The sequence below is a fragment of the Paenibacillus terrigena DSM 21567 genome (assembly GCF_000374845.1).
Lineage (GTDB): Bacteria > Bacillota > Bacilli > Paenibacillales > Paenibacillaceae > Paenibacillus_K > Paenibacillus_K terrigena.
Window position 1 is genome coordinate 65,464 of the sequence record NZ_KB895418.1, and the last position, 26,510, is coordinate 91,973.

The 26,510-nt window shown below is 46.9% G+C and carries 18 protein-coding genes; 15 read left to right on the forward strand and 3 right to left on the reverse strand.

What is annotated here, in order from left to right; genetic code table 11:
- Nucleotides 1-8: 8 nt before the first annotated feature.
- The 3 genes from C558_RS0118530 to C558_RS0118540 form a co-directional block, all read right to left on the reverse strand.
- Nucleotides 9-2,123 carry a hypothetical protein gene (locus tag C558_RS0118530; protein ID WP_018757783.1) on the reverse strand — a complete coding sequence of 705 codons (2,115 nt, stop codon included), beginning with the start codon at nt 2,121-2,123 and terminating at the stop codon, nt 9-11.
- A gap of 35 nt (nt 2,124-2,158) precedes the next feature.
- Entirely contained in the window at nt 2,159-2,539 is a 381-nt protein-coding gene (locus C558_RS0118535) for a RidA family protein (RefSeq protein WP_018757784.1), read from the reverse strand.
- Between the two features lie 122 nt (nt 2,540-2,661).
- The gene (locus tag C558_RS0118540) at nt 2,662-4,032 is read right to left on the reverse strand and encodes an extracellular solute-binding protein (protein ID WP_018757785.1); all 1,371 of its coding nucleotides are present in this window, start codon (nt 4,030-4,032) and stop codon (nt 2,662-2,664) included.
- Nucleotides 4,033-4,406: 374 nt separating this feature from the next.
- Here C558_RS0118540 and C558_RS0118545 point away from each other — a divergent pair, with 374 nt between their 5' ends.
- The 15 genes from C558_RS0118545 to C558_RS0118615 all read left to right on the forward strand — a co-directional run bounded on the left by C558_RS0118545 (nt 4,407) and on the right by C558_RS0118615 (nt 26,488).
- Nucleotides 4,407-5,534 carry an ABC transporter ATP-binding protein gene (locus C558_RS0118545; protein ID WP_018757786.1) on the forward strand — a complete coding sequence of 376 codons (1,128 nt, stop codon included), beginning with the start codon at nt 4,407-4,409 and terminating at the stop codon, nt 5,532-5,534.
- On the forward strand, nt 5,534-8,533 hold the full coding sequence (locus C558_RS0118550; RefSeq protein WP_018757787.1) for an extracellular solute-binding protein: 3,000 nt from the start codon (nt 5,534-5,536) through the stop codon (nt 8,531-8,533). Before C558_RS0118545 ends, C558_RS0118550 begins: the two co-directional genes overlap by 1 nt.
- A complete protein-coding gene (locus C558_RS0118555) occupies nt 8,530-9,528 on the forward strand; it encodes a carbohydrate ABC transporter permease (RefSeq protein ID WP_018757788.1) in 999 nt (332 codons plus the stop codon). Before C558_RS0118550 ends, C558_RS0118555 begins: the two co-directional genes overlap by 4 nt.
- The gene (locus C558_RS0118560) at nt 9,529-10,386 is read left to right on the forward strand and encodes a carbohydrate ABC transporter permease (protein WP_018757789.1); all 858 of its coding nucleotides are present in this window, start codon (nt 9,529-9,531) and stop codon (nt 10,384-10,386) included.
- An 18-nt stretch (nt 10,387-10,404) separates the two neighbouring features.
- Nucleotides 10,405-12,432 carry a YIP1 family protein gene (locus C558_RS0118565; RefSeq protein WP_018757790.1) on the forward strand — a complete coding sequence of 676 codons (2,028 nt, stop codon included), beginning with the start codon at nt 10,405-10,407 and terminating at the stop codon, nt 12,430-12,432.
- Nucleotides 12,425-14,704 carry a DUF5696 domain-containing protein gene (locus C558_RS0118570; RefSeq protein ID WP_018757791.1) on the forward strand — a complete coding sequence of 760 codons (2,280 nt, stop codon included), beginning with the start codon at nt 12,425-12,427 and terminating at the stop codon, nt 14,702-14,704. The genes C558_RS0118565 and C558_RS0118570 overlap by 8 nt, the downstream gene beginning before the upstream one ends.
- Nucleotides 14,701-15,597 (forward strand): carbohydrate ABC transporter permease, encoded by an 897-nt coding sequence (locus tag C558_RS0118575; RefSeq protein ID WP_018757792.1) that lies wholly within the window; start codon nt 14,701-14,703, stop codon nt 15,595-15,597. The genes C558_RS0118570 and C558_RS0118575 overlap by 4 nt, the downstream gene beginning before the upstream one ends.
- The gene (locus C558_RS0118580) at nt 15,594-16,577 is read left to right on the forward strand and encodes a carbohydrate ABC transporter permease (protein WP_018757793.1); all 984 of its coding nucleotides are present in this window, start codon (nt 15,594-15,596) and stop codon (nt 16,575-16,577) included. The genes C558_RS0118575 and C558_RS0118580 overlap by 4 nt, the downstream gene beginning before the upstream one ends.
- Nucleotides 16,578-16,610: 33 nt before the next feature.
- Complete coding sequence (locus tag C558_RS0118585; protein WP_245583833.1) at nt 16,611-17,381, forward strand: IclR family transcriptional regulator; 771 nt, start codon at nt 16,611-16,613, stop codon at nt 17,379-17,381.
- 40 nt (nt 17,382-17,421) lie between these two features.
- Nucleotides 17,422-18,876, forward strand: a complete 1,455-nt coding sequence (locus C558_RS0118590; RefSeq protein WP_018757795.1) for a M81 family metallopeptidase — start codon at nt 17,422-17,424, stop codon at nt 18,874-18,876.
- A 28-nt stretch (nt 18,877-18,904) separates the two neighbouring features.
- On the forward strand, nt 18,905-20,218 hold the full coding sequence (locus C558_RS0118595) for an aspartate aminotransferase family protein (protein ID WP_018757796.1): 1,314 nt from the start codon (nt 18,905-18,907) through the stop codon (nt 20,216-20,218).
- A 13-nt stretch (nt 20,219-20,231) separates the two neighbouring features.
- Nucleotides 20,232-20,861 carry a carbohydrate-binding family 9-like protein gene (locus C558_RS0118600; protein WP_018757797.1) on the forward strand — a complete coding sequence of 210 codons (630 nt, stop codon included), beginning with the start codon at nt 20,232-20,234 and terminating at the stop codon, nt 20,859-20,861.
- 102 nt (nt 20,862-20,963) lie between these two features.
- Nucleotides 20,964-21,734, forward strand: a complete 771-nt coding sequence (locus C558_RS0118605; RefSeq protein WP_156826189.1) for an IclR family transcriptional regulator — start codon at nt 20,964-20,966, stop codon at nt 21,732-21,734.
- A 170-nt stretch (nt 21,735-21,904) separates the two neighbouring features.
- Nucleotides 21,905-24,172: a PQQ-binding-like beta-propeller repeat protein gene (locus C558_RS0118610; RefSeq protein WP_018757799.1), complete on the forward strand. Its 2,268-nt coding sequence runs from the start codon at nt 21,905-21,907 to the stop codon at nt 24,170-24,172.
- A gap of 18 nt (nt 24,173-24,190) precedes the next feature.
- The gene (locus C558_RS0118615; RefSeq protein ID WP_018757800.1) at nt 24,191-26,488 is read left to right on the forward strand and encodes an FAD-dependent oxidoreductase; all 2,298 of its coding nucleotides are present in this window, start codon (nt 24,191-24,193) and stop codon (nt 26,486-26,488) included.
- Nucleotides 26,489-26,510: the final 22 nt, after the last annotated feature.

Here is a 26,510-nt window from a genome sequence, read left to right on the forward strand (position 1 = left end):
TCTCCTCCTTATTCCGCATGGGCTAGGTTGAGCATCTTCATGATGTGCTGGATCATTTCGGACCGAATGAGATCCGAGTTGGTCGAACGTTCATCGGTCTTTTCCAGCCAAGTCAAGGCCTTAGATGCTGCTGCGATGCGAGCTGCATCGCCTGAAGCAAGCGCATCTTGTGCGACCAGCTTGAGTTTGGTTGCATAACGGATATCGTCGATGCCTTCGCGGAAGCCTTCCCATGCCAGCGTATCGATTACATCCGTTTTCGTCGGGTACACGAAGTTGAATCCGCGGAACGTAGCATCAATGTACTCACTCCATGCGCTGACGATATCGCTCTCGAAATACCAGATATAGTTGTAGGTTGCATCGTAATTCGCTTTATACAGCCACATGCCGTGACGCTGACGCATCATATCTGGGTTCTCCGGTCCTGAATGCGGATGAGCGTAGTTCGTTATTAGTTTATCGCTGCCCAGGGCATGCCAAGCATTCGCCTTCTCACGAGTCGGCTCTCCAGCCCAGTCTATGAATTCCTCCGTTGTCGGCAACTCCAGGTGGGTTGCATTCCCTGTCGCGAACACTTTCGCACCCACATCCTCCTTGATGTAATTCCAGAGAGGCTGCTGCCACAGCAATCGATTCCATTCTGCTTCATCCCACCCGTCAAAGTAGATGTTTGTATGGCCGACTGCAGCGGAGACGGCATCAAACGTCTGTCGTATGTAATCCTTCGCAGGTTCAAGCGTTGCCAAATATGCGTTGTACTTGCTCTCCATCGCAGCTCTATTCGCATCCGTCGGATTCGCTTCATAGGCGTTCTTCGCAATTAAATAACTGTTCCATATGCTATAGTATTCATTCGACGTGAACGCAGGACCTGCGCCAAAGAACGGATTCAAGTGAACACCGGCTTGCTTCATCAGTTCTATTTGACGAAGGAAGTTCTGTGGTCGATCAACGTCATATGGTGAATGTGGCGGCAGGTTCACAACATTATGCTCCACCAAGTTGCGATAGTGGTTCAGCAGCGTCTGCTCTGCAAGCTGTGTATTTCCTCCATTTCCTTTTAATTCATTCTTCATCGTGGAGCCATGCATCATCATGACGTAGAAATCCTTGTTCAGGTCATAATTGGTTTTCGGATCCGGCAGCTCAAATGGCAGCACGTTGATCTTGAGCGTCAATTGCCCAGCAGGGGCTCCGTTTGCCGTTATACCAATCCTTCCTGTGTATACTCCTTCAGGCGTACCGCTAGGCACTTTCGTCGTAACCCACATCTGTTTTGACTGGCCTTGCTTCAGAGCGATCGGCAGCAATACCGGGCTATCCTCAACCGGTTGTGTCCATCGATTGAAAAATTGAGGAGGGCTCCCAGATATATTTACATATTGAGACCCTGTCGGATAATCGACACGTAGGAAATTTTTCTTTTGCCCATCGTCCAGATTGATCAGATTCTCATCGTGCAGTAGAAGTTCGGGCACAAGGACGTCCTTGGAATCATCAAAGAAATAACTCTGCCAAGCGGTTCCGCCTTGATACCATGTCTTCACTACGTGCATGTCTATAGCGCTTGCTGGGATTGTGCTGCCGCTGCTCCCTTGAAGGTCATAAACTTTAAAGGTAACAGAGCTTACATCGCTTAATGGAGCGAGCACGAACGAAGCGGCTTCGAATTCACCTTGCGCGGAGACAATCTTAAGCTGGTCGCTTACTTTACCGTCCGCAGGGAGGTTATCAGGGAGCCGCATTTCCGGACTAAGCGCCTTTACCGAATACACGATAAAGGGGGAGTTAGCCCAGAGTTCAGTAGAACCGCTGGGATTCGTATCCTTCACCAGCTTTAAAGCGTATTTCAATGCTTTATCCGTTGTTAGGCCCTGCGCATAGGATATCTCCGAAGTTTCCAACACGGCATTCGCTTGATCGCGCACGCTTTCTAGAAATTGCTTCAATGGCACACGGCTTGTCGTTGTGATCAACGAATTGAGTTTGTTGACTTGCGTGGAAAGTTCGCTTCTCGACCCATTTTCACTAGATGCTTGAACCTTATGCGGTAATCCCGTCCATACCATTAGCAGCAAACAGACCGTGATAGCAGCCACGAAAAGGCGCTTTCGCATCATCTAGTCCCTCCCATAAACCATATTTTTCGTCGCGGTTAATTGTCCTTTTTGAGCATGGCAATTACATCAATCTCAACGAGTAGGTTAAAATTCAATTCACAATATATGAGAGTACGCGCAGGAAATGGCTGGGGGAGCAGTCTAGCGTAGATTTGATTAAATGGCTCATAATGATTGCGGTCGGTTAAGAAGACATTGACTTTAACGATATTTTCCAAATTCAAGCCTGATTGCGTTAGGATTCGTTCGATGTTACGTATCGTCGCAATGGTTTGGCCTTCAAGATCATCAGACAAAATTTCACCCGTTTCAGGATCCAAACCGGCTTGACCTGATACAAATAGCAATGTTTCGGATTGTGAAGTGTTTGAAAAAGGGGGCGCATCTGTTCCGTATTTCGGTATATTTTCGTTCACTACGCATGTTCCTCTCCAATGATAAATCGATAATAGCGACGAGCTATAAAAGAGAAGAGGAGGCCGTTGATATATGCTCAACAGCCTCAAACTCTCTTGATGCTTCTATTTGACGTAGGAACTTACCACCCTAGAGCTTTGCGGGCTGCAGCTGCATTTGTATTATATTTTTCAACGAATGGGATAATCTCGTTAAAGTCTCCGCCTTTTGCTAGTTTGGTTTGAATTCTTCCGAGAACACCATCCATTAAGTAACTGAACTCCGTAATCGCAGGGTCTCTTGAGAATACAGGCATATTCCCGTTCATCTTGATGGCTTCAACGTTTTTACCTTTCCACATCTCGACTTGATCATAATAGCTGTCTAATGCCGGAGTTCTTACAAATGCGCCGGAACCATTCTCGATCATGGTCTTCTGCGCTTCTTCACTGAACAAGAAACTGATATACATAAAGGCCTCTTCTTTATGCTTGGATCCTTTCGGAATGGCAATCGCTCCAGCTTGATGAACAGTAGCTTGCGTAACCTTTCCTTTCGGCATTGGGAGAACATCCCACTCGAATTTAGCGTTCTCTTTCAAGCCTGGCAAGTACCAGTCTGCTCCGATCATAAATAAGAAATTGCCCTTATAGAACGCTCCATCCTGATCAAAGCCTAATGATTTGGCTTCTTCTTGTGTAGGCTGGATATGCCATTTGGTTGTTAACTCTTGAACCCACTTCAAATCGGCTAGTACACCAGGCGAATTTGCTACACTTTGCGTCATATCCTCATTCATGAGACGATAGTTGGCAGCGTTGCCATTTGCTATCGGCATAATTTGAGATAAGTCGCCACTTAAGCCGATTCCGCCCCATTCGTTGGCGCTTGGGTTCGTTGCTTTCTTAGCCATTTCGAGGAATTGATCGTAAGTCCAATCGTTCGAAGGCATTTCCTGACCGGATTTCATTAGCAAATCTTTGTTAACAACGACCCACATCGGGATATCGGAGTATGGGATTGTATATTGCTTGCCGCCTGTTTGAAACGCTTCCAAAAATCCTGGAACCGTAGCTGCGTTCTTAATTCGTTCATCCTTCTCTACATAAGGCTTCAAGTCTTCCAATAGGTCGCCGCTCATCCATTCAACTAAGCCGTTGTCCAGGAATACGAGATCAGATTCTTCACCAGCGACAATGTTTTTAATGATTCCTCCGTTAATCTTTGTAATCGGCTCAATGGTGATCCATGGATACATCTCGTGGAATTTGTCAAACAATGCTTGGTTAGGACCTACAAACCAAGTGTGCAGCTTCAAGGTCACGGGATCTTTCTTCTCGGGTTCAGGCGTAGAGGTAGGAGCAGGGTCTGACTGCTTTTCACCCGTTTGAGCAGGTGGATCTTTTGGTGTATCCGTTGCGGAATTGCCTCCGCCGGAACATGCTGTTAAGACGAGAAAAAAAGTAAGTATGACCAGTAATGAACTCCGCAGCTTGATATGACGTGACTTCATTCGAATTCCCCCTAAGATATGAAATAGATTCAAGTACATGCAAAGCACTGGATTCTGTTTCCCTCTGGGATGCCTAAACATCATGGACGAATGCTAAGTCCTAAGAGCTCTAATCCTCCTCCTTCTGCGTTATTTGCTGTCTTGGATGCGGCAACTATATTATTCATCAGGTGGGATAACATGGAAGAAGTTCTTGAGACGATTTTATCATGATAGTTTTTCATGTCAACAAACTTTTTTCACGTATGCTAAAAAAATAATGTTAAATTCATGTACATGAAATGATTTTATATTTACGATAGTCATTTTATTTGCTATGATGTTCCTAAATATGGGATTTGTTAATATTTCTCAGTTCATGGGGGTATCGATTTATGGGGAGCGTAGAGTTCAACCACGTATATAAATACTATAAAGGTGAAAGTAATCCTTCTGTTCATGATTTTCACTTGACCATTGAAGATGGGGAATTTCTCGTTATGGTTGGGCCTTCCGGATGCGGTAAGTCAACGACGCTGCGAATGTTGGCAGGCTTGGAGGACGTATCGAAAGGAGACATTTATATAGATGGAAAATTCATGAATTATGTATCTCCTAAAGATCGCGATATTGCCATGGTATTTCAGAATTATGCGTTATATCCGAACCTGACCGTCTACGAAAATATGGCTTTGGGATTGCAGCTGCATAAGGTTGCAAAGCATGATATTGAACTACGAGTGAATCGGGCAGCAAGGATGCTTGAAATATCGGCATATTTAACCAAAAAGCCGAATCAATTGTCTGGCGGACAGAAGCAGAGGGTGGCACTAGGACGGGCGCTTGTCAGAGAACCGAAAGTATTTTTGATGGATGAGCCGCTCTCGAATTTGGATGCCAAGCTTAGAACGCAGACGCGAATGGAAATCAGCAAGCTGCATAAACAGTTGAACACCACGATGGTGTATGTGACGCATGATCAGACAGAAGCGATGACAATGGGTACGAGAATTGTCGTTATGAAGGACGGAAACATTGAGCAAGTAGCCCCACCACAGCGATTGTATGACTCCCCAGACAACCTCTTTGTAGCTGGATTTATCGGCACCCCTCAGATGAACTTTCTTCAAGGAACGATTGCAACCCACGACGGCGAATATTTCTTCGAAAATAAAAGATTGAAGTTGAAAATACATGACTCCTACATACCGCACATCAAGGCAGCCAACAGAAAAATACGAGAGGTGATTCTGGGGATCCGGCCGGAATACGTCGCTTGCGAAGGCTGGGCTCTTGAAGCCTACCCGGAATGGCAAGCATCAGCAATCATCGATATGATTGAGCCGATGGGTTCCAATACGTTCCTATTTGCAACGATTGGTAAAGATACTGTCATATCCCGTGCGGAACCTCATACCCCGATTCAAATAGGCGAGACCGTAAAGCTGGTGATCCACATGGATAAGGCCCATCTGTTCGATTGTGAAAGCGGGGTATCCTTGGCAGTTCGGGGGGATCGTTGATGACGAAATTAAGAAGAAGCAGATGGCTTAACACATTAGGAATATTTCTAAGTTGTATTGTTCTCTTTTTTGTATGGCGATCATTGTCAGAGAAAACCGAGGTATTTCCGGCAATCAAGATGGAAGCGCTTAATAACATATTAAGCACTTCAGAGAGCAAGCAAATGTCCTATATTCAATGGCAGACCAGCGATGAATATCACAAGTTCAAGCCGATACCAGAACACCAAGCCGAAACGGTCTTGCTGGCAAAGGATTTTTCAGCTTCAGCGGAACAATCCAATATCAAAGCTCGCCATGATCCGGATAAAAATGCAATCGTGGTTGATTGGAACGACCAGAGTGGTTGGCTGGAGTGGCAATTCAATGCTCCTGAGGACGGCTTGTATGATCTGACCATCGATTACTTGCCGATAAAGGGAAGCTTCTCGCCAATCATTCGCGGAATTCAGATCGATGGGAAATATCCATTTACTGAGGCGGAGCGAATTAAACTAGATCGAACGTGGCATGACAGTCAATATCCGTACGAACGCAACGCAATTGGCAATGAAATTCGCCCTGTTCAAGCAGAGGTGTTGGCATGGAGCTCAACTCGAGTCTCAGATTATTCAGTTTCGGCGGAACCATTGCGATGGGCTCTCAAGAAGGGGACTCACACGATCCGCATGGTCGGTGTCAAGGAACCTGTATCGATCTATTCACTGACATTGTCAGCGCCACAACTCATACCGAGTTATACCGAATATGCAGCTCAGAACGATGCTAGCGGAGCGCAGGAAGATTGGTTTCAAATTATAGAGGCGGAGCAGTTCAAACAGAAATCATCTGTCAGCATTCGAACCCTTAGCGTTTCCGAGCCGTTCGTTCAACCGGACCCGAAAGGACGATTAGTCTATAACGCGATTGGCGGAGATACATGGAAAGACGCGGGCGATACACTCGAATGGGAGATAACCGTTCCGCAAGCGGGACGCTATGCCATCGATACGAAATATTTTCAAGGCTACAATGGACATTCCAGTGTTTATCGTACGATAAAAATAGATGGCAAAGTACCTTTTCAAGAGATGCTGCATTATAAGTTCGAACCGAATACCGAGTTGAAGATCAAACCGCTGTCTGATGCGGTCGGGAATGCTTATCAATTTTATTTAACAGAAGGGACCCACAGACTAAGCATGACGGCAGATACCTCGCTCATTCGTCCTGCAATTCTAGCCTTATATGCATTGAATGAAAGAATGACAGACATAGAATGGGATATTCGAACGGTGTCAGGTAATTACGGCTTCGGTTCTGCGCAGAACATGGATGAGAGCCGGGTCTGGGAGATGGACCGATATGACCCGGAGATGAAATCCAAGCTGCAGTCGCTGCTCTCGGACATGCGGACCGTTCGCGATTATATGAATTTTTTGAATCAAGCGTTAACGGATTCGACAACAGCGCTTAGTGCATCCATGAACCAGCTTGAAGAATTGATCGATGATGTGAACGATATACCGAATAACATAACCGTTTTTTCGGACATGAAATCTAGTATCAATACTTGGATCAAACCGATCGAGAGACAAAAGATTCAATTAGATTATCTAGTCGTCCGCAGCCCTAAGGCAGCCCCGGGATTGCGACTACCGAATGCATGGGATAAGACCGCGTATACGATGACGAACTTCTTCCGCACATTCGTGCAACGTTACGACACCAACGAACCTCAAGACGACAAAGCACTAACGATATGGGTACAGCGGGGTCGCGACTACTACGATTTGCTCCAATTCATGATCGAGCAGGACTTTACACCTAAGACTGGAATCAAAGTGAACCTTAATCTGATGCCTGACCAGAAGGTGCTTTTGATGAGCAGTGCGGCAGGTACACAACCAGATATTGCGCTTGGCGTAGGGATGGAGACACCGATAGATTTTGCTATGCGCGGAGCAGCGCAGGATCTGTCCCAATTTCCCGGCTTTGAAGATGTGAAGTCCAGGTTTAACCCTGGTGTTATGCGCTCCTACACATTTGATGGGGGAACTTATGGATTGCCCGAAACGCAGAATATGAACATGATGTTTTATCGGACGGATCTTTTTGAGGAGCTTGGACTTCTGCCGCCGGATACGTGGGATGATGTACTGACCCTATTGCCGACCCTGCAGGAGCACGGGATGACGTTTATGTATCCGAAGCTGCCGCTTATTAACAGGCCGTTTATGCCGCAAAAGCCTGATTTTATCACAGCATTTAATCAGCAAGGAGTAGAGTTGTATACTTCAGATGGTTTAAAGCCCGATCTTGCGTCATCCGCCAGTTTAGCCGCATTTAAGCAATGGACGGATTGGTATACGAAGTACAACCTGCCAAGAGATGTGCCGGTGTTCTTTAATCACTTTCGCTCTGGAGACATACCCATTGGAGTCGATGATATCAGTACCTATATTCAGTTGACTGTGGCGGCGCCCGAGCTTGCGGGACACTGGAAGATGCTGCCGATCCCGGGAGCAAAGCAGCCAGACGGCACGATCTCACGCTGGACTTCGCTCGGAACGACCTCGGCATTCATGATGAAGCAAAGCGATAAACAAGAAGAGGCGTGGAAGTTCCTGGCGTGGTGGACATCGGATGAGACGCAAAGCCGCTATGCGAGTGACATCGAATCGTTCGCCGGTATCGAATATCGGTGGCAAACGGCTAATCTTGCTGCGATGCAATCGGTGACTTGGCCGGAAGAAGACCTGTCGATGTTGAATGAGCAGCTGGCATGGGCCAAGAACATGCCGTTTGTACCAGGATATTATTTATTACCGCGTGAAATGGACTTTGCGTGGAACGAGGTTGTACTGAACGGCAAGCCTCCTAAAGAAGCATTGGAAAAAGCGCAGAAATCCTTAGATAGAGAGATGACTCGTAAACAGCTTGAATTCGGCACGACACATAAAGATGATCTGTCCATTACCCCATACGATCAGCCGTATAGAAGGGAGAGTAGGCCATGAATACAGCACCATTAGCACCATTGCCTCAAGATGGTGTATCCGAAATGGATAGAGTGAAGCCAACATCACCGCGATATAACCAACGCATCAGACAGTTTGCGAAAGAATGCTGGCAGAGCCGCATGTCGTATTTGTTTCTCATGCCCTTCATGCTTTGTTTCCTGTGCTTTATCCTGATTCCGGTATTCATTGCGGCATTTCTCAGCTTCACGAGCTTTAACGGCATTGAATTTCCGCGATTTATCGGCTTCAACAATTTTATAAACCTTCTGACACAAGATACGACATTCATGAAATACACGCTGCCCAATACGTTAAAGTTCGCGGTGATCGTCGGGCCTGGCGGCTATATTCTTTCCTTCCTATTTGCGTGGTTGATCCATCAGCTGCCAAGCCGAATACGCGATGTGTTTACACTTGCTCTGTATGCTCCATCCATGGTCGGGGGTGTTGCTCTATCGGTCATATGGATTGCCACCTTCAGTGGTGATCAGGTTGGGTATCTGAACAATTTTCTAATGAAAATCGGGTTTATTGATACGCCGCATCTTTGGCTGCAGGATCCTAAGTATTTAATGTGGGTCATGATCATCGTCTCGCTGTGGACCAGTATGGGAGTAGGCTTCTTGGCCATGCTAGGAGGCTTGCAAACCGTCAATACCGAGCTGTATGAAGCGGGCAGAATTGATGGCATTAAGAGCAGTCTGCAGGAGGTTTATTATATTACGATTCCATCGATGAAACCTCAGATGCTGTTCAGCGCTGTGATGGCGATCGTTGGTACGTTGAAGGCAGGCGCTATATCCACGCAGCTGACAGGACAAACGATTACACCGCAATATGGAGGCCATTTGATCACGAATCACATTGATGATTATGCATTTCTACGATTTGAGTGGGGTTATGCCTCAGCTTTATCTGTTGTTCTGCTGATTCTGAGCTATGGATTGATGAAGCTTAGCTATGCCTTATTCAGAACGAAGGAGGACGAATAGGTGATACGCAAGATTCGCAAGCAAATGACCTTATCCCGTGTAGTTCTTATCGTCTTCTTAAGCTGCATCGCTGTATTCATGCTGCTGCCGATCATTTTCTTGTTCAACAATGCGTTTAAGCCATTAAATGAACTGTTCTTGTTCCCGCCGACGATTTTCGTACAGCATCCGACGATGCGTAATTTCGAACAATTGCTGCTGCATACCGCAGCAGGAGTCGTTCCGTTTTCCCGGTATTTGTTCAATAGCCTACTCATTTCCGGTATTACGCTCGTAGCGGTTGTGTTGGTCAGCACGATGGCCGGCTATGTGCTGTCGAAGCATCGGTTTCATTTTAAAAGACTAATCATGGCACTTATTATGATTTCACTCATGTTTGTACCAGAAACAGTCATGATTCCGCGCTACCTTATGATGAGCGGCTTGAAGCTCACTGACACTTATTTTGCGCACATTTTGCCTTTCATCGCCGCTCCTGTAGCCGTGTTTCTCATGAAGCAGTTCATTGATCAGATTCCGGATGCCTTAGTGGAATCAGCCAAGCTGGACGGGGCAACGGATATGACGGTGTTCACACGAATTATTATTCCTCTTACGGCTCCTGCAGTAGCAACGGTATGTATTATTACGTTTCAAGCCGTCTTCTTGGACACCGAAACTTCAATGAATTACATCACGAACGAGACAATGAAGACGATGGCCTATTATGTGACAGCCTTTACTTCGAACGTCCCGGGTGTTGCAGCTGTTAGTATATCCGCAGCTGTAGGTCTGCTCATGTTTGTGCCGAACCTGATCCTCTTCCTGTTGTTTCAACGGAAAATGATCCAAACGATGCTGCATTCAGGCGTGAAATAAGATGGGGAGGGTGGCAAAATGAAACTTAAAATAAAAATCATGTTGTCTTTATGCTTGATGTGCTTGCTCTACCCGATGATTGCAGCTGCACAAATCCCATCTGATACCTTTTTCATCGATGTTCAAACAGGTCAAGCGATCATGACGCAGCCCTTGTATACGCCTGATAGAGTAATTGACGGTAACAGCATAGGAACGCAGCTTTCTGGACCTTCGGATATTTTTATTGCAAGCAATGATTACGTGTATATCGCGGATACAGGCAATAATCGAATCATAGAGCTTGATCCAACCGGCGAATATATCCGCAGCATCGGTGATCAGGATGGCTTAGGCAAATTGAATCAACCTGAAGGGGTGTTTGTCGCTGATGATGGCACGATATACGCAGCAAATACGGGAGATCAAACGATCGTGAAGTACAACGCAGACGGGAAAGAAGCGCAAGTATTCGCGAAACCTGAATCTCATCTGCTGTTTAAAGAGTATCATTTTCTTCCGACCAAGTTAGTCGTCGATCAACGCGGCGTCATGTATATCGTGGTGAAGGATACGTATCAAGGTCTGTTTCGCATGAATGCCAAGGGAGAGTTTACGGGGTTCTTCGGAGCGAATAAGACTACGCTTTCCTGGATGGATCGATTTAAGCGCATGATCCTCTCCAAGGAACAATTAGACAAAGAGGCAGCGAAGCGTCCGAATCCAATCGTTAATGCTACGGCTACTTCGGATCACTTTATTCTGACAACCACGGTAGGTAAAGACGATGGACAGATCAAGAAGCTGAATGCCGGCGGCGCTGATGCGTTCAAGAACAAAGACTTGTGGGAAGATCAATTAGTTGATGTCGCTATCGATCATGACGGGTTCATGTACGGTATGGACCGTGAGTTCGGTATGATCAGTATTCATGAACCGAACGGGACTACGCTAGTTAACTTCAGTCAAGGCAATAAAAATGCGCGTCAGCTCGGCATTACAAGCTTTCCAACCAGTATAGCCGTCAACAGCAGCAAGCAGCTATGGGTAGCAGATGCTGCATTAAATATGATTCAAGTTTTCAGCCGTACCAGTTTTGGCGATACGTTTCTAACAGCGACGAAGCTGGATTATGAAGGTGATTACGTAGCCAGCAAGCCTTACTGGGAAGAAGTGATTCGTGAGAACGGAATGCTGAATATTGCATATAACGGCTTAGGCAAAGCTGCTCTGCAGAGTGGCGATCATGCTGAAGCGATTGCCAACTTTAAGAAATCTCAGGATGCTCTCGGCTATTCCGATGCTTTCTGGAATGTCCGTTATGATTGGCTGCAGAGACATTTTATACTTGCACTGGCGCTTGTCATTATTCTGGTGTTGGCTATACGCTATGCCATTCGCAAATGGCGTCAATATGCTCGTTCTCGAACATGGCCGAATCGATTGCAGCGATACGGCGCGGAGGTGAAGGATGCTTTCTACTTGATCGTACACCCTTATGAAGGCTTCTATCGGCTTAAGGAACGCAATATTTCCTGGCTCGTCGTGATACTCATTTTATTGATGGCAGCAGGTGTACATATCCTTTCACTGTTCGCATCCGGCTTTGTCGTCAACCCATTCGATCTATCCAGGATCAATATTAAGCTCTCAATTGGAATCATGATTGTTCCGTGGGCTACATGGGTCGTCGCTAACTATCTTGTAAGCACAATTAAGGGTGGAGAAGGCCGGTTTCGAGAAGTATTCCAAGCAAGTACGTATGCGCTCATACCCTATATCGTCATGACAATTCCGATCATTGTTCTTACGAATATCATTGTTACTGAGGAAATGATTGTGGTTGATCTGATGAAGCAAGTGATGTGGATATGGATGATCGTGCTGTTCTTTATTATGACGCAGGTTATCCATAACTTCGACTTTATGGAGACGTTGAAGATTGTTGTGATTACGCTGTTTACAGTAGCCGTGATTTGGATTTTCTTCACGATCATGGCGGGGCTGACAATAAACTTGCTTGACTTTATCAAGCAGCTGTACCGGGAGGTGACCTTCAGTGGCTAATGTGGCTAAACGAATATGGCCGAACAGCATAACGCTGAGGTTCTTAATAGGGCTCGCGGCAGCCATCCTCATGATTGCGATGATTGTAATCATTGCGAAATGGGATCGGTTACCTAAGCTTGCGGAAATGAATATTGTAGCTCCGGCACCTATGCCATTGAAGGTTCTGCAAACCGAAGCGTGGATACCACACGATGTGCAATCTAATGGCTTTGCGAAGGCAGCGGATAATGAACGGTACACACTGCTGCTAGATCCGAAGACGAGTCAAATTGCTGTGCTTAACAAGGCGAACGGTTATTTGTGGAGAAGCAATCCAGCTCAGGAAAGCATAGCAAAAGAAACGGTCAAGGGCACATTGCTTGAGAATCTTCAATCTCCATTTGTGATGGAATATGTATCCGAGGGGGATACGAGAAAGATTTTAACGAATGCGCTCGACACAAAGTTGAAGGCTAGCTATATCCGAATGGAAGCCGGCATTCAGGTTACCTATTTCTATGAGAAAGAAGGGCTATCGTTCGTCATTCAGTATCAATTAACGGATCATGGTCTTGAAGTGGCGGTACCAGACGAAGGGATCAAGGAAGCGGGCGAATTCAAGATGTATTCCTTAGATATTCTTCCATTCTTCGGAGCTGTATCGGGAACAGAAGAGGACGGATATCTGTTCGTACCAGATGGTCCAGGAGGACTCATTCATTACGATTATGAACGCCCAGAGGTCGTCAAAGGTTATGAATTCGCCATTTACGGTGATGATCCATCGAACCTGAAAGATCGCAACATGTTATCGGTGAAGCGGGAGGCGATCAGCTACCCCGTATACGGCTTAGTTCGCGGTGATCAAGCCTTTACGGCGATTGTCGAGGAAGGAAAGTTTGCAACGACCATTAAAGCCCTTCCGTCCGGAATTGTAGGATCCTACCACTCGCTGAGTGCCAGTTTCAAGTATCGGAACGAGTTCGGACGGAGGGTCAGCGGGTTAACGAGCGAAGTCGTGAACACCATTCAAAAGGAACGGATGAAGTCGGATCATCGTGTGTTATTCCGATTTCTGTCCGGCAAGGATGCGAATTATGTGGGTATGGCGAAGACATACCGCAGATATATGATGGAGAACGGCTTGCTTGGCGAAGCTATGCAGGCGACGAATGAAGTTCCGCTCCAGCTAGCCATTGTCGGTGGGGGAACCACAGCAAGATTCGGTGGATACGGTTACGAATCAGCGACGACATTCGAGCAGGCTGGCATGATGATTGATGAGCTTATGCAGCAGGGCATTTCCAACATCAACGTGTTGTATGAGGGCTGGCAAGACAGCGGACGCATGTATTCGGATCAACGTCTGCCTATTGTATCGGAGTTAGGCGGGTCTCAAGCCGCAAAGAACTTTATCAAGAAGATGAATGAGAACGGGATTCACGTGCTGTTCGAAGACTTCATCGGGTGGAAGGATGAGGACTATTCCAGTTTCAAGATGAAGTCGGACGGTGTCCGCAGCCTGGATACGACGGTGCTTCAAGAAAAGTTCGGCATGACGGGGAATGAAAGCATATTTGGCAGCATGAAAACGCGGTTCATTGTGAATCCGACTCTGGCGATCCGCAAGCAAAAGGAAGTTATCGATGCACTGAAGGATATTGGCGTTAATGGAATACTCTACGCTGACGGGCCGGGCAATCTTGTCTATAGCGACTATCAGACGACAGCGCCGTTGACCAGAGCCGACACAGCTTATTATTATGAAGAGCTGCTGAAATACACAAAGAATCAGCTTGGCTCGGTGAGCGTTCATCGAGGCCATGATTACGCGCTAAGTCATTCCGATTATGTCGAGGATATTACTTCCTCTCCAAGCTATGATTTCATGGTTGATGAGACGGTGCCATTCTACCCGATGGTTATTCACGGCTCGGTTCCGTATTCGACTTCTCCCGCGAATTTGCGAGAGTCCTATGAGGATGACTTTCTAAGAGCCATTGAATATGGGGCCATTCCATCTTTCAAATTAACGTATTTGCCAAGCAGGGTGCTGAAAGGTACGGATTATGGATATGTATACAGCAGCGAGTTTGCCGTATGGAAGGAGCGGCTTGTTGATGAATACAACCAGTTCAATCAACTGGCTTCGGTTTACAATCAGTCTATGATCAATCATGAAAAGTTATCTGATCACGTTTACAGGACGACCTACGAGGGTGGAACACAGGTCACGGTGGACTACAACACGAAACAATTCAAAGTGACCAAAGGGGGGGGAGTAAGATGAACTCAATCAAGGAGCGCCGGAGAAGCTATTTACAATTCCGCTGGAAAGAGTATGGCGTCGGATACTTGTTTATGCTCCCTTGGCTCATCGGATTTGTCTTATTCGTCGCTTTCCCGATCGGTTCGTCGTTGTATAACAGCTTCAACAAAATATTGATTACGAGCGATGGCTTTCAATACAAGTGGGTCGGCTTGGAAAATTATAGACAAATGCTGGTCGTAAATAATGCATATCCGATCATATTGATCAGTTATTTTCAAGAAATGATCGCGATTATCCCGCTTATCCTCGTATTTTCATTTTTCGTCGCGTTAATGCTGAACCAGAAGTTTCCCGGTCGCGGGCTTATGCGCGCTATATTCTTTCTTCCTGTTATATTTGCAACCGGACAGGTGCTGATGGAGCTGTTCGTGCAAGGCGCCGGAGAGCTGCCATTTATGAAGGAATACAATATTAACGCGTTCGTGGAACAATTCTTCTATGGCGGACTCGCGACAACGATCATTAATGTACTTAGCAAAGCAGTTATCATTCTATGGTATTCCGGTGTACAAATCCTGATCTTTATTGCTGGCTTTCAGACGATTCCAAAGTCGTTATATGAAGCGATTCGTGTAGACGGGGCTTCGCCGTGGGAAAGCTTCTGGAAGATTACTTTTCCAGGCATGGTTCCTTTTATCGGGCTCAACGCCATCTTTACCATTGTTGACTTGTTTACATTTCCGTTCAACCCTGTCATGGAAATTGTCGGACGAAATATGTTTGAACCGAGTACAGGCTACGGTTATGCGAGCGCAATGGCATGGCTGTATTTCGGCATCATATTGCTGTTGCTAGGCATTGTGCTAGGTATTACCTATAGGGCGACAAAAGGAAATGGGGGGATACGATGAAGCTGGCTGAGAGCTACCGGCAGATGCGGCTGGAAGTGTCACAATTCTTAACGAGCAGGCAGACACAAAAGGCAAAGAAGCTCGTCCTAGGCCAAAATGTGAATGACGGCCTACTTGCCAAATGTATTATTCTCGCACTGCTGACCGTCATCGCCTTCTTGTATCTGAAACCCCTCATTTATATGGTCTCGACCAGCATGAAGAGTGTTCCTGACCTGATTGATCCAACCGTAGGCGTTATCCCGCGTACGATTCACATTAAAAATTATATAGACGGCTGGATTGGGCTTCGTTATCCCGAAGCATTCATGAATACGCTGATCATCGCTTTCGTCGGATCGATCTTGCAGGTGTTTTCCTGCGCGATTACCGGCTATGCGTTGGCGAGATTAAAGTTCCCAGGCAAGAATCTATTTTTCTTTCTCATTCTGGTCACTTTTCTCGTTCCGCCGCAAATTACGCTAGTTCCGCTGTATATGGTATACAGCAAGCTGGGCCTGCTGAATTCGCCACTTGTATTTCTCATCCCTGCACTTTTTGGTCAGGGAATGCGCGGTGCTCTATTTATTATCATCTTCCGCCAATTCTTCTTATCTCAGCCTAAGGCGTTGGAAGAGGCGGCCAAGATGGATGGCGCTTCTGTGTTTCGATTGTTCTTCCGAATAATGCTGCCGCTTGCGAGTTCGGCTTGTCTCGTTGTATTCCTGTTTTCATTCATATGGTATTGGAACATGTACTACGAGCCGTCGATGTTCCTAAGCAAAGACTTTATTCCGCTGTCGTTGCGATTAAGCTCATTTGAAACCGAGTTAATGGGGAACTGGGCCATCAATTACAGCACGGCTGTTGGAAAAGACCCGATATCAGAGGGACCCAAGATGGCGGCGGCATTCTTAATCATCGTACCGCCATTGGTCGTGTATCTGATTGCACAGCGATGGTTCACAGAAGGCATAGAACGTACAGGAATGGTTGACTAGTTGATAAATACAGAATGAAGGGCAGGAATGATTATGGTTGCACAATCTCCAAAGGTAAAATCAGCAGACCGTGTATTAGATATCCTCGAATTATTTACAGGACAGAAGGATTCATACAATCTGACCGAGATATCTAAAGAATTGAATATGCCTCCGAGCAGCACCTACTTGATCCTGCAAAATATGCTGAACCGCGGATATCTAGAGACCGATCGACACGGAAAGCAGTTTCGCATTGGCTACAAACTGTTCACGATTCGCTCAGGCTATATGCGGAGTACGAGTTTAACGGGAGAGTTCAGCCAAATTGCGCAAAAGATCGTGGATGATCTTAACGAAACGGTCAGCTTAGCGATTAAAGCGGGCGATCAACTTCTATACATCGGAGAAAAAGCAAGCACGCAAGCGCTGCGTTTTAATCCGAACGTCGGAACGACGCTGCCGCTGCATGCGACAGCATCAGGTAAAATTATGCTGTCAGATATGACAATGGAAGAGCTCCGTATATTGTATCCGTCCGATCAATTGGAACAAACGACGGAGAAGACGATATCCAGCTTCGAGGACTTGATTACTGAGCTCGAAAAGGTGAAACGAGCAGGATTCGGCTATAACTTGGGTGAGACGGTGGATGGCGTCCATTGTGTAGCTGGCGCCGTCTTGGATGCTGAAGATCGCATTGCGGCTTCGATCAGCATATCGATTCCAGCACTGCGCATTACAGAAGTGGTGTGGGAGAGAGTCCACAGCTGGATTACGCGCTCTTGCGAGGAGTTAAGCTATAAAGTTTACCGCCAGCAATGATTCTTGCTTCGATGTCATTTCGCTGATAGGAGGATCTGTTATGAACATTGCGGTGGTTGGGCTGGTCCATGAAACCAATACATTTGCTCCCGGTAGAACGGACTTACATGAATTTCAATCCGAATGGGTGCAGGGTAATGATGCATTCCTGTCACGTTATACAGGTACACGAACATCTATGGGGGGCGTGATCGACGTAACCTCAGCATATGGATTGGAATTGTCAGCCGGATTCTATACATCGGCGACGCCAAGTGGAATGATAACGGCGGAAACGGCTGAAGCATTAATGCAGCGAGTGGTGGATTCAGTAAATGAAAATGCCGACGGCCTCCTCGTGATCCTTCACGGAGCCATGGTTGCAGAAGGAATCTCGGACTTGGAAGGAGAACTGCTCCGTCGTATTCGAGCGAAAGTAGGCAAGCGGCATCCCATTGCGTGTACGCTGGACCTCCACGCTAATATTAGTGTGGATATGGTTGAGCTGTCAGACATCCTAGTAGGTTACGATACGTACCCGCATGTCGATGTGTATGAACGAGCTGTAGAGACAGTTCAACTGCTCGTTCGTATGATCCGAGGGGAGATTACACCTGTACGTACATGCTCTCGGCCGAATATGCTTGTCGTTCCACAGATGATGATGACGGAAGAGCCGGGTCCCATGCAAGAAATTATGAAGCGGGCATCCTTGATTGAACGAGAGGATTCCGTGCTTAATGTTACGATAGCCGGAGGCTTCCCTTATAGTGATGTGCCGGAAGCGGGTGTCTCTGTCGTCGTGACAACAGATGGAGATCAGGAGCTATCGGATTACTATGCTGAGCAATTAAGCCGGATGTTCTGGGATCGAAGAGAGCGATTTAGGTTTGAAGCTCTTGATCCGCAAGCAGCTGCTGCAATGGCATTCGCTAAGCTGGCAGGACCAGTCATTCTTGTAGAAGGTTCAGACAATGTAGGTGGCGGTGCTCCCGCTGACGCTACGCATGTCCTCGCCCAGTTGATCAATCCACCGAAGAAGAGCCTGATTGTCATCCGCGATGAAGCTGCTGTTCGAGCTGCCCATCGTCTAGGTATAGGCGGACAATTTCACGAACGCATCGGCGGTAAGAGCGATGCGCTTCATGGGCTGCCTGTCGAGGTATCCGGCAGAGTTCGGCTCTTAGGAGACGGAGAGTACACCCATATCGGTGAGTATATGACGGGTCAGCGGGCATCGATGGGAAAGACTGCTGTCATTGAAGTCGATAAGCTGACCGTGGTATTAACAGAGCTCAGAACGCCGCCATGGGATCCGGGTCACTTAAGCTCCATCGGGATTCGCGCACAAGACTATCATGTGATCGTGGTGAAAGCGGCGATCGCCTGGAAGACCGCCTTTGGCTCCATATGTAAGTCAATCATTCCCGTAGATTCGCCAGGCTGCTGCGGTTCAGATTTATTTGCTCTGACATACAACCATCTAAGCCGGCCCGTATTTCCTTTCGATCTGTAACGGTAATTCAAAAAGGAGGCATGGCACAATGTCAACTTTCAAAGCATCAATCGATAAATATGCTCAAGCACAATCTTATGTAGCCGGGGGAGTGGCCAGTTCGCTTCGGGCATCCATGAAGCCGGTTCCGATCTATGCGGAATCTGCACAAGGAGCTAGGCTCCGTGATATCGATGGCAATGAATACATCGACTATATGTTGGCTTACGGGCCGCTCATCTTAGGGCATGCGCATGAAAGCTTGACTACCGCCATTACTGCAGCTATGAGCAATGGCTTTACTTACGGATTGCAGCATGATGGAGAGATCAAGCTCGCCAAACAATTAGTCGAAATCCTTCCGTGCGCAGATAAAGTAGCCTTCAGCGGCTCAGGAACAGAAGCAGTCATGCTGGCGCTTCGATTGGCGCGCGCATACACGGGTAAATGTAAAATCGTGCGTTTCCACGGCCACTATCATGGTTGGTCTGACTCTATTTATACTTCATTCCCTGGCGCAGGCATTGTACAAACCGGAGATAAGCTCGGGTCAGGATCTGTTCTCCCAGGAACGATGGGGCAGAGTTACAATAGCTTGGAAGATATGATCTTGCTGCCATGGAACGACCCAGATGCGCTGGAAACAACGCTGCGGTCGCATGCCGGTGAGATTGCCGCAGTAATCTCTGAGCCGATCATGTGCAATTCGGGCTGTTTGATGCCGAAGCCAGGCTACCTGGAGCATATGCGCCAATTAACTGAAGAGCTGGGCATCGTACTGATCCTTGATGAGGTCATTACAGGCTTCCGTCTCGGTATAGGAGGAGCACATGGAAGACTCGGCATCAACCCGGATCTAATTACGATCGGCAAAGCTTTGGGCGGAGGTATTGCGATCAGTGCTGTTGCGGGAAACGCACAGGTTATGAAACTAATCGATGACGGAAGAGTAAGTCATCTCGGAACATTGAACGGGAACTGCATCGCGACATCAGCAGCCCTTGTGACCATTCAGGAACTGGCTAGGGATCATGGCGCAGCCTTCGAGATGATGGAAGAGCTTTTCGTCACTTTGGCGGATGGGATACGCAGCAGTCTAGAGAGGCACGGTATGAAAGGGATCGTCAACCAAGTAGGGCCTGTACTACATATGATGTTCATAGATGCAGATACAGTCAATGATTTTGATACGTTTAACACGAGAGATGCAGGGATGTATGCCCGATTTGCCGAACTTATGCTTGGCGAAGGTGTGCTGCTGCGAATGAACGGATTATGGTACATCTCAACTGTGCACACACAAGCCGATATCAACCATACTCTTCAAGTCGTTGACCATGTTCTGAGTCAATTGAATGAATAAGCGGAGGTAACGAATGCAAGAGGAGATTTATCATTATTCGTGCAAAAGAGTAGAGCTTCGTCTTGATCAACAGCGTATGATCCCTTGGGATGAGATAGAGGAAGTTGTACTTGTTGAGACGGCGTCCGGCGCATCTGCCCGGATGTCAACAACAGCGAAGGCATGCTGGACGGAGGCATATGTTTGTTTTTTATTCCGCTGTCAGGATGATCATATCGTTGCAAATTATACGAATCGCGACGATCCGATATATAATGAAGATGTCGTAGAGATCTTTATTGATGAAGCAGGCGATGGAAGACGATATATCGAGCTTGAGCTTAGCCCAATGCTGGTTGTATTTGACGCGGTCATTGAGAATGATCTAGCTGGACATATCAAGCTGGACATTGCCTGGAATATTGAAGACTTGATTACAAGCGTGTATCGGTTGGAGGATTCGAAGTATCTTTATGAATATGAAATCATGATCCCGCATCATGCATTCTCGAACTCTATCGCAACTGGGAAGCAGTGGAGAGTAAATCTATATCGCATCGATGAGCAGAAGGATGGAGCTAAAGAGTACTTGGCGTGGTCACCTACGAAAGCAATCGATTTTCACAAACCGGATTACTTTGGATATATGACTTTCATAGAATGAGCGACCGTGTATATACCCATTACCATATAGCGGAAGTATGTATTTACTGATAAAATATGGATGACATAGGAAGTAACTAATGTGAAAGAGGAAGGATTCCATATGGAACAATCATCACCAAGAGTTAAATCTGCTGACCGTGTGCTGGATATTTTTGAATTATTTACGGAAGAGAAGGATTCCTTTACGCTAACTGAAATTGCAAAGTCGTTAAATATGCCCTCCAGCAGTACCTATCAAATATTACAAAATATGCTGAGTCGAGGTTATCTGGAGACAGACAGTTCAGGAAAGAACTTTCAACTGGGCAATAAAATTTTTGAGATTCGAGTGAAGCATCGCCTCAATACGGATTTAACGAAGGAATTCTACAGATCAGCAACCAAGATTGCTGAAATATTGAATGAGACTGTGTTCCTGAGTATTCGCAGTGGAGACAATAATGTGTACATTGCGGAGAAACAAATTGCTCAGCCAATGCGCTTTAATAACAACTTAGGTTCCGTGCTGCCCCTACATGCATCTGCTTCTGGGAAGATATTATTATCGCGTATGTCAGACGAAGAAATTGACTCATTATACCCTAATGAGCAATTGTTGACCTACACAATCAAGACGGTTTCGAGTGTCACAGCTTTGAAGGCTGAGCTTATTAAAGTACGTGAGGAGAATATCGCCTACAATTATGGGGAGTCGATTGAGGGAGTTCATTGCATTGCCGGACCCATTATCGATTTGGAAGGTCATGTGGTTGCTTCGGTCAGTGTGTCGATTCCGGAAATTCGCATTACCGATTTGTTGTGGGAGAATGCCCATCTTTGTATTTCGAAGGCCTGTAATGAGATAAGTAATCGTATGTATTTGCAAAACTAAGTTATCATCTAAAAACGATCGTGATCAGTCCTGGCTGAGAGCGGTCGTTTTTTGTGAGAGCATTATTTTCACAGATAAGAAAAAGATAAGCATATATGAAAAAATCAATTGACTATATATAACAGTAAAGATAGAATTTTCTTAAAGATAGCTATATTGGAGGGGAATAGATGACTTCTAATCTGCTTGCTGCGATTCCAGAGCATGTTACGCGTTTTGTACAGCTGCCTAATGAAAAAGGACATAATGCGGTATGGGACTTTGTACGTTCTCCCGATGATCGTTTCTATGTTAGTGTGTGCGGGGAGAATGAAAAGCCGTTAACGGCCTTGCTGTACGAGTATTACCCAATAACCGGCGAGCTTAGACTGATTGTCGATGTTGAGAAGGCTTGGATCGTAGATGCAGAGCAGATGCCCCCGAGTAAGATCCATACAAGCATTGATTTTCTTCCTGATGGGAGATTAATCATGGCGACACATAATACAGCCCCAGCGCCAGGGCATAAGCAGTGGATGTTCGAGCAGTATTATGAGCATCCATGGGAAGGTTATCCCGGTTCGATTCTCATGATCGTGAATCCCGATACGAATGAAGTGGAGATCAAAGGGATTCCTGTTCCTAGAGAGAGCATCTATGGCGGCATGCTTGGCAATGATCCACGATTCTATTATTTTATGGGCTATATGAGAGGTCATCTGTACCGATTGGATCTACATACGAATGAAGTGAAGGATTACGGTAAAGTATCCGAGTTCTCCTCCTGTCGCTTGCTGAAGGATGATAAAGGACGCTTTTATGGAAGCTCTTACACAGGGGGGATATGGAGGTTCGACCCTGAAACGGAGACGGTGACCGATCTGAAAGTCAACTTTCATTCTCCGCATGGCCATAGACATCGAAGACAATTTATATTTGGCCTTCATTCACCCCGCGGCAGTATGTTTATGGTTGATAATATGGATGGAGAAATGATAGAGATTCACACAGAAACGCTAGAGGTAACACGACATGGCCATATCCACTTGCCGGAGCAGATCCCGGTGGAACCGTATGGTATCGGAGGATTGGCTGCAGATGATCAATTTGTTCTGTATTACGGCTTAAAGACGAATGATGGCTATAGCCCGATCCGCTTGGTCAGATGGGACATTCTGAACGGAGGAAAGCCAGAGAATCTAGGATTAATTACGCCAAACGGCAAGGATTCACAATACATTTGCGAAATGATCTTTGATCGAGAAGGCTGGCTTCATATGGTGGATGTATGCGGTGAATTTTCACCTTATATTCTCGCTGTTGATATGAATAAGCTGCTGCCGCCTGGACCTGATGCGCCATCCGCCCCGCTTAGACCCTATTATGAACCTAGCTACAATGGTGTCGGCTTGCCCGCTTATATGCATATTGTCGCGAAGAAGACTCGAACGCTGCCGCTGCATCAGCATATGGATTGGCGGGATACAGCAGTCAGCCATGTGCATGCTTTCAATGGGAAGGTGTACTGTATTAGTGGGCAAGACGGGGTATTCCTGTCTGAATCCGACTATGCTGACGGCGGCTCTCCTCACATAACCACTGTGTATAGCAATGGAGCACCGGTTTCATGTATCGACATGAAAAATCGGTCGGTTGCTGTCCTGACGAGCGATCGTCATATCTTGATCGTCGATCTACAGTCAGGAAGCTGTACGAATTACATTCAGCTGCCAGCGGAAATCGAGCTTGTAAAGCTGCTGATTCTCCTCGAGTCTGGGGAAATCCTAGCTAGCAGTCATGATAAAGCACTTCATCTTATTGAATTCATGGATAGCAGCATCGGCTGTAATCTTCGAACGTTGAAAAATATTGCGCTGCAAACGGAAGATTCATACGTTATACCACTGAATGAACGCAGCCTGCTGCTATCTGGAAGCAATGATGACATTCTGCTCTATGATATGGATACCATGTGTACAGAACAGCTGGAGATGAAATCTTCATCCATTCGAGGAAGATCGTTCAAGGCGTCGATTACAGGCGGTGCAGTATTAGCGGATGGAACGGTCGTAGCAGGTACATACGACGGTATGCTGTTCACGCTGTCACCGGATTTAAGAAGGCGGTGCTCCTACGGCAGACTCTACTCCAGCGGACAGCTTCGGAACTTCATCAAGTTGAATGATCATGAAGTTGTAGGCGTGTATGGGGGTATTCGAGATGCAGGGCATATCTTTCATTATGAGCGTGATAGCGGCTTTGTTGATCTGGGAAGACCTCGCGTCGTGAAAGATAACAATGAGCTGTCTACAATTAATGCGGAGTGGGCGAACATTCATTTTATATCCTGCATCGCATATTCTCCTGACGATGATTCTCTGCACATTGCTTCAGGCGAAGCATATGGAAGCGTAGTGCGATTTACTGGAGTTCGGGTTCAGGGAGCAGGTCCTAATTGAACTTAGGAGTTGAGTAGGGTGAACACAAATGAGATGATTCGATCCGCTTATCGCAGGGTAGAGGAGACCTATGATATCGTCGTTTGCGGCGGCGGTCTTGCTGGATTATGCGCGGCTGTTGCTGCCGCACGACATGGCGCAAAGGTATGCCTTGTTCAGGATCGTCCTGTATTCGGTGGTAACAGTTCTTCAGAGATTCGTGTGCCGCCGCAAGGAGTTGCAAGCTCTCATGCCTATGCGAAGGAAACAGGCATTATTTCCGAACTGCTCATTGAGGAGCGAGCGCGCAACCATGAGGACCCGACAGGCGATAATGGCTGGATCAACAGTGTCTGGGATTTGGTACAGTACGAGATGGTTATGGCAACGTCGAATTTGAGCTTTCGGCTGAACACCGCGGTAAAAGGTGTGCTAATGAAAGATGAATTGACGATAGAGGCGGTTGTCGCACAGGTCAATCATGCGGAGACTGAACTCGTCTTACGAGCCAATACATTTATCGACTGTACGGGCGATGGCATTGTTGCGGCATTTGCTGGCTGTGAGTGGCGCATGGGCACGGAAGGACGAGATGAATACAATGAGCCGCACGCTCCTTTACAGGCAAGCAGCGCGGTTATGGGCAATTCCATTCATTTCAAAGCAAAGGATATGGGACGTCCTGTTCCATTCACAGCGCCTGATTGGGCGGTAAAGTATGAGGATCCCGATTTCTTCTACAAGCATGGGCGTTGGCCGGGTGATACGAAGAGCGGCTTTTGGTGGATCGAATTATCGGTCCCTTGGCACACGATTTATGACAATGAAAAGCTTCGGCATGAACTGACAAGACATGTAATGGGAATATGGGATTGGATCAAGAATGGTGACAGCGAGTTCAGAGCTATATCGGCGAACTATGCGCTTGATTGGATCGGGCAAGTACCAGGAAAACGCGAGAGCCGACGCATTGTCGGCGAATACTGGATGACGGAGCATGATCCGCAGCAGAAAACGGTGTTTCCTGATGAGATTGCCTATGGTGGCTGGTTCATCGATCTGCATGAACCAGGCGGATTGCTGGCTTCAGTTAGTGAGAGAACGACTTCCGAAGGGCACGACAATAGCTACGGAGCTACGACCTATGTCGGCCCATACGGTATTCCGCTTCGCATATTGATTGCTAAGGGGATGAACAATGTCATGATGGCCGGACGGAATGTCAGCGTGACGCACGCCGCTCTAGGTACTGTAAGGGTTCAAGGCACAACAGCTCTAATGGGGCAGGCTGCGGGAACGGCTGCCGCAATCGCGATTCAGACTGGTATGCCGGTAAGAAAGGTGCCAGAGCTTGCTGCACGTGAAGTTCAACAGGCCTTGCTGCGTGACGGGTGCTTTCTATTAAATACGCATAACGAGGATCCAGACGATCTCGCGAGATTGGCTTCCGTATATGCGAGCAGCGAGGCTAAGCTGTCGGGCGCAGAGCCTTCACTTCAAGTTGAATCGAGAATCAATGAAACCTTAGCTAGTCGGCGAGGACAATGGATCGCTGTCGGCGCTGACCGCATTGACATGCTATCGTTATGCTTGAGCAACTTATCTGACACGGTGCAGACTGTCGAAGCTCGCTTATATGCGGTCGAGCATATATGGGATTATCGCACTGAGCCGGGGGAAGCGCTTGCGATTGCGACGCTGGCAGTCGATCTCGGCAATAAGCAATGGATCGATTGGAAGACGGACCTAGATGTATCACGGCTGAAAGGTCAATACATTCGATTGGATCTGCTGGCTAATCCACTCGTTTGCTGGCACGCTGCCGACAAGGTCGTTCCTGGTCATGTCAGCGCTTATGATCTTCTGAACGGATTTATGCGCAAGTACGGCAACGGACTGACCATGAGCTTCCGCATCTTACCAGAACAAGCCTGCTATAGCGCCGATCAGGTGTTAAGCGGTGTTAATAGGCCTTATCTCAGCACCAATCAATGGCGCTCGGACCCGGCGCAGTCTCTGCCGCAGTGGGTCGGGCTTTCCTGGTCCGAACCCGTTCAAGCGAGAAGCATTGAGTTGACTTTCCCAGGATATATTCTTCGCGATTATCGCTCCTATCCAGCCTTCTACCGCGATCCGGAGTGTCCGCGAGATGTGAGAGCGGAAGCATTTATTCAAGGTCAATGGTTAGAGATCGGCAGTCTGGCTGGCAATTATCAGCGCAAAGCCACGATTCGACTGGAACAGCCTGTTCAGACGGATCGCGTACGAATAACGGTGCTCGCAACGAATGGCGATACATCTGCATCATTATATGAGATCCGTGTCTATGCTACATAACCTATGAGAAAAGGTGAGATCG